This window comes from Streptomyces sp. NPDC005794, assembly GCF_042871445.1.
GTDB lineage: Bacteria > Actinomycetota > Actinomycetes > Streptomycetales > Streptomycetaceae > Streptomyces.
Map to the genome: position 1 here is coordinate 1 of NZ_JBIAIN010000052.1, position 3,937 is coordinate 3,937.

1 protein-coding gene is annotated in these 3,937 nt (G+C 74.4%); it reads left to right on the plus strand.

Translation table 11 applies throughout. The features are described 5' to 3' along the window. Positions 1-3,937, plus strand: a 3,937-nt coding sequence (locus ACFYQ5_RS36000; RefSeq protein WP_389203831.1) for an SDR family NAD(P)-dependent oxidoreductase, incomplete at both ends; no start/stop codon positions are given.

A 3,937-nucleotide genomic window follows, 5' to 3' on the forward strand; every position in this document is an offset into this window, starting at 1 on the left:
CTGCGCCGGACGGTGTTGTTCGAGCACGCTACCCGTGGCCTGCTGGCCGAGGGGCATGGTCTGTTCCTGGAGATGAGCCCGCATCCGGTGCTCACTGTGCCGGTGCAGGCCACGATCGACGCGGCGGAGAGTCCGGCTGTCACGATCGGCTCGCTGCGGCGTGACGACGGTGGGGCCGGCCGTTTCGCGGCTTCCCTCGCCGAGGCTCACGTGCATGGTGCCGAGCTCGATTGGAAGGCCCTCTTTCCCGGTCACCGCACGAGCGTCGACCTCCCCACCTACCCCTTCCAGCGCGACCGCTACTGGCCCAAGGCCGCCCCGGCCGGTGCCGGTGACGTGGTGTTCGCCGGGCTGCGAGCCGCCGGGCACCCGCTTCTCGGTGCGGCCGTGGCTCTCGCGGGCGCGGACGGCCACCTCTTCACCGGACGTCTTTCGACGCAGACCCACCCCTGGCTCGCGGACCACGCCGTCGGCGGTGCGATCCTGCTGCCCGGCACGGCGTACGTCGAACTCGCCCTGCGCGCGGGCGACGAGGTCGGCTGCGGTCACCTCGAAGAGCTGACGCTGGAAGCCCCCCTCGTCATCCCCGAGCAGGGCGCGGTCCAGCTACAGATCTCCGTAAGCGGCCCCGACGGCTCCGGGCGCCGCGAGCTGAGCCTCTTCGCGCGCCCGCAGGACGGCACCGACCACGCTCCCTGGACGCGGCACTTCACCGGAAACCTGCTGCCCTCCGCGCCGGAGCACGTCGACGCGGCCGCCGACCTGTCCGCGTGGCCGCCCGCCGGTGCCGAGCGCGTCGACGTATCCGATCTGTACGAGCGCCTGACGGCCAACGGCCACGGCTACGGCCCGCTCTTCCAGGGCCTGCGCGCCGCTTGGCGACAGGGCGACGACGTCTACGCGGAGATCGACCTGCCGCAGGAGGCGCACGCCGACACGGAGTCCTTCGGGCTGCACCCGGCGCTCTTCGACGCCGCGCTGCACGCGATCGGCCTGGGCGACTTCATCGCCCGTACGGACCGCGCACACCTGCCCTTCGTCTGGTCTGACGTCACGCTGCATGCCACCGGTGCCACCATGCTCCGGGTCCGCGTCGCCTCCGCCGGCGCGGACACCGTCACGCTGCTGGCCGCCGACGCCGCCGGGCAGCCCGTCGTCTCCGTCGGGTCGCTCGCGCTGCGCGCCCTGTCCGACGAGCAGCCGGCCGGCTCGCCCCGGCGCGACGCGCTCTTCCACGTCGAGTGGGTCTCCGTCGAGGTCCCGGCCACGGCGAACGGGCAGTCCGCCTCCGCCGCGCTCCTGGGCGACGACACCCCGGCTCTGCCCTTCGTGGGCGAGACCTACGCGGACCTGAGCTCCCTGGTTGCCGCCCTCGACGGTGGCGCCGAACTCCCCGAGACGGTCTTCGTGCCGCTCCTGCCACTGCTGACGCCCGCCCCCGGCGGCGAGACGGCAGGGACCGTCGGATCTGTCGCGCTGGAGGGCGTCCGGCCGCTGCTGGAGCGCGCGCTGGGCGTCGTGCAGGCGTGGCTCGGCGACGAGCGGTTCGAGACGTCCCGCCTCGTCGTGGTGACGTGCGGCGCGGTCGCGGCGGGCAACACCCCGGACCCGGTGGCCGCCAGCGTGTGGGGCCTCCTGCGCTCGGCGCAGTCCGAGCACCCGGGACGCTTCGTGCTGCTGGACGTCGACCCGGCCGACGGCAGCGACGACCACCCGGCCACCGGAGCGGCGGACCTGGTGGCCGCCGCCCTCGCGACGGACGAACCCGAACTCGCCCTTCGCGACGGGCTCCTGCGGGCCCCGCGCCTGACCCGCGTCCCCGCCCCGACGGACGCCGGCGTCGCCGACGACATCACCGACAGCTCCTTCGGCGAGGGCACCGTCCTCGTCACCGGCGGCACGGGCACGCTGGGCGGCCTTGTCGCCCGACACCTCGTGGTCCGGCACGGCGTACGGGACCTGCTCCTCGTCTCGCGTCGCGGCGACGCGGCCCCCGGCGCCGCCGAACTCCGCGCGGACCTCGCCGAGTCGGGCGCCCGCGTCAGCCTCGTCGCCTGCGACACAGCTGACCGCGACGCCCTCGCCACGCTCATCGACCAGGTCGGCGCCGAACTGTCGGCCGTGGTACACGTAGCCGGTGCCCTGGACGACGGTGTCGTCACCGCCCTGACACCCGAGCGCCTGGACACCGTCCTGCGCCCGAAAGCCGACGCCGCCCTGCACCTGCACGAGCTGACGGCCCACCTGGACCTGTCCGCGTTCGTCCTGTTCTCCTCGGCCGCCGGCGTGTTCGGCACCCCCGGCCAGGCCAACTACGCGGCCGCCAACGCCTTCCTCGACGCCCTCGCCCAGCACCGCCGCGCCCAGGGGCTCCCGGCCGCCTCCCTTGCCTGGGGCCTGTGGGAGCAGGCCAGCGAACTGACCGCGCACCTCGGCGCGGGCGAACTCGACCGCAGGGCGCGTGCGGGAGCCGCCGCCCTCGGCACCGACGAAGGCCTCGAACTGTTCGACGCCGCCCACGTGTCCGGTCACGCCCTGACCGTCCCTGTCCGCCTCGACCTTGCGGGCCTGCGTGCCCGGGCCGCCTCCGAAGGGGTCCCGCCGCTCCTGCGCGCCCTCGTACACGCCCCGCTGCGCCGCACCGCCGCCGCCGCGAACCGGCAGGAGGGCTCCGCCCTCGCGCAGCGCCTCGCCGCGCTGCCGGAGGCGGACCGCGAGCAGGAAGTCCTCACCCTGGTACGCGGCCACGCCGCCGCCGTCCTCGGCTACGCGTCGGCTGACGCGATCGCACCCGACCGTGCGTTCCGCGAGGTCGGCTTCGACTCGCTGACCGCCGTCGAACTACGCAACCGCCTCACCGCGGCGACCGGCCTGCGCCTGCCCGCCACCCTCGCCTTCGACTACCCGGCCGCCACCGTCCTCGCCCGCCACATCCTCGAAGAGGTCCTCGGCGCGGACACGGCGGCCCCTGCCCGGAGCACGGCACGGCCGACGGCAGGCACCGCGGCCGACGACCCGATCGTGATCGTGTCGATGAGCTGCCGCTACCCCGGCGGTGTCAGCACCCCCGAGGACCTGTGGCGCCTCACCGCCGACGGCGTCGACGCCATCGGCGACCTACCCGGCGACCGCGGCTGGGACGTCGACTCCCTCTACGATCCCGACCCCGACAGCCCGGGCTCGTTCTACACGCGAGAAGGCGGCTTCCTCTACGACGCCGCCGACTTCGACCCGGCCTTCTTCGGGATCTCCCCGCGGGAGGGCCTGTCCATCGACCCGCAACAGCGCCTCCTCCTGGAAACCACCTGGGAGGCCTTCGAGCGGGCAGGCATCGACCCGACGACGGCGCGCGGCAGCTCGACCGGTGTCTTCGTCGGCGTCATGTACAACGACTACGCCACCCACCTCCTGAGCTCCCCCGGCGGACTCGACGACCTGGAGGGATACGTCGGCAACGGCAGCGCGGCAAGCGTTGCCTCCGGCCGCATCTCGTACTCCTTCGGGCTCGAAGGCCCGGCGGTGACGGTGGACACGGCGTGCTCGTCGTCGCTGGTCGCCCTGCACCTGGCCGCGCAGGCCCTGCGCCAGGGCGAGTGCGACATGGCTCTCGCGGGCGGCGTCGCCGTGATGTCGACGCCGGGTACGTTCATCGAGTTCAGCCGTCAGCGCGGCCTTGCCGCCGACGGCCGGTGCAAGTCCTTCGCCGCCGCCGCCGACGGCACCGGCTGGGGCGAGGGCGTGGGCCTGCTGCTCCTTGAGCGGCTCTCCGACGCGCGCCGCAAGGGACACCAGGTCCTCGCGGTCGTCCGTGGCTCCGCCGTGAACCAGGACGGTGCGAGTAACGGCCTGACCGCCCCCAACGGCCCGTCCCAGCAGCGCGTCATCCGCGCCGCCCTGGCCGGGGCCGGCCTGTCCGCCGCCGACGTGGACGCGGTCG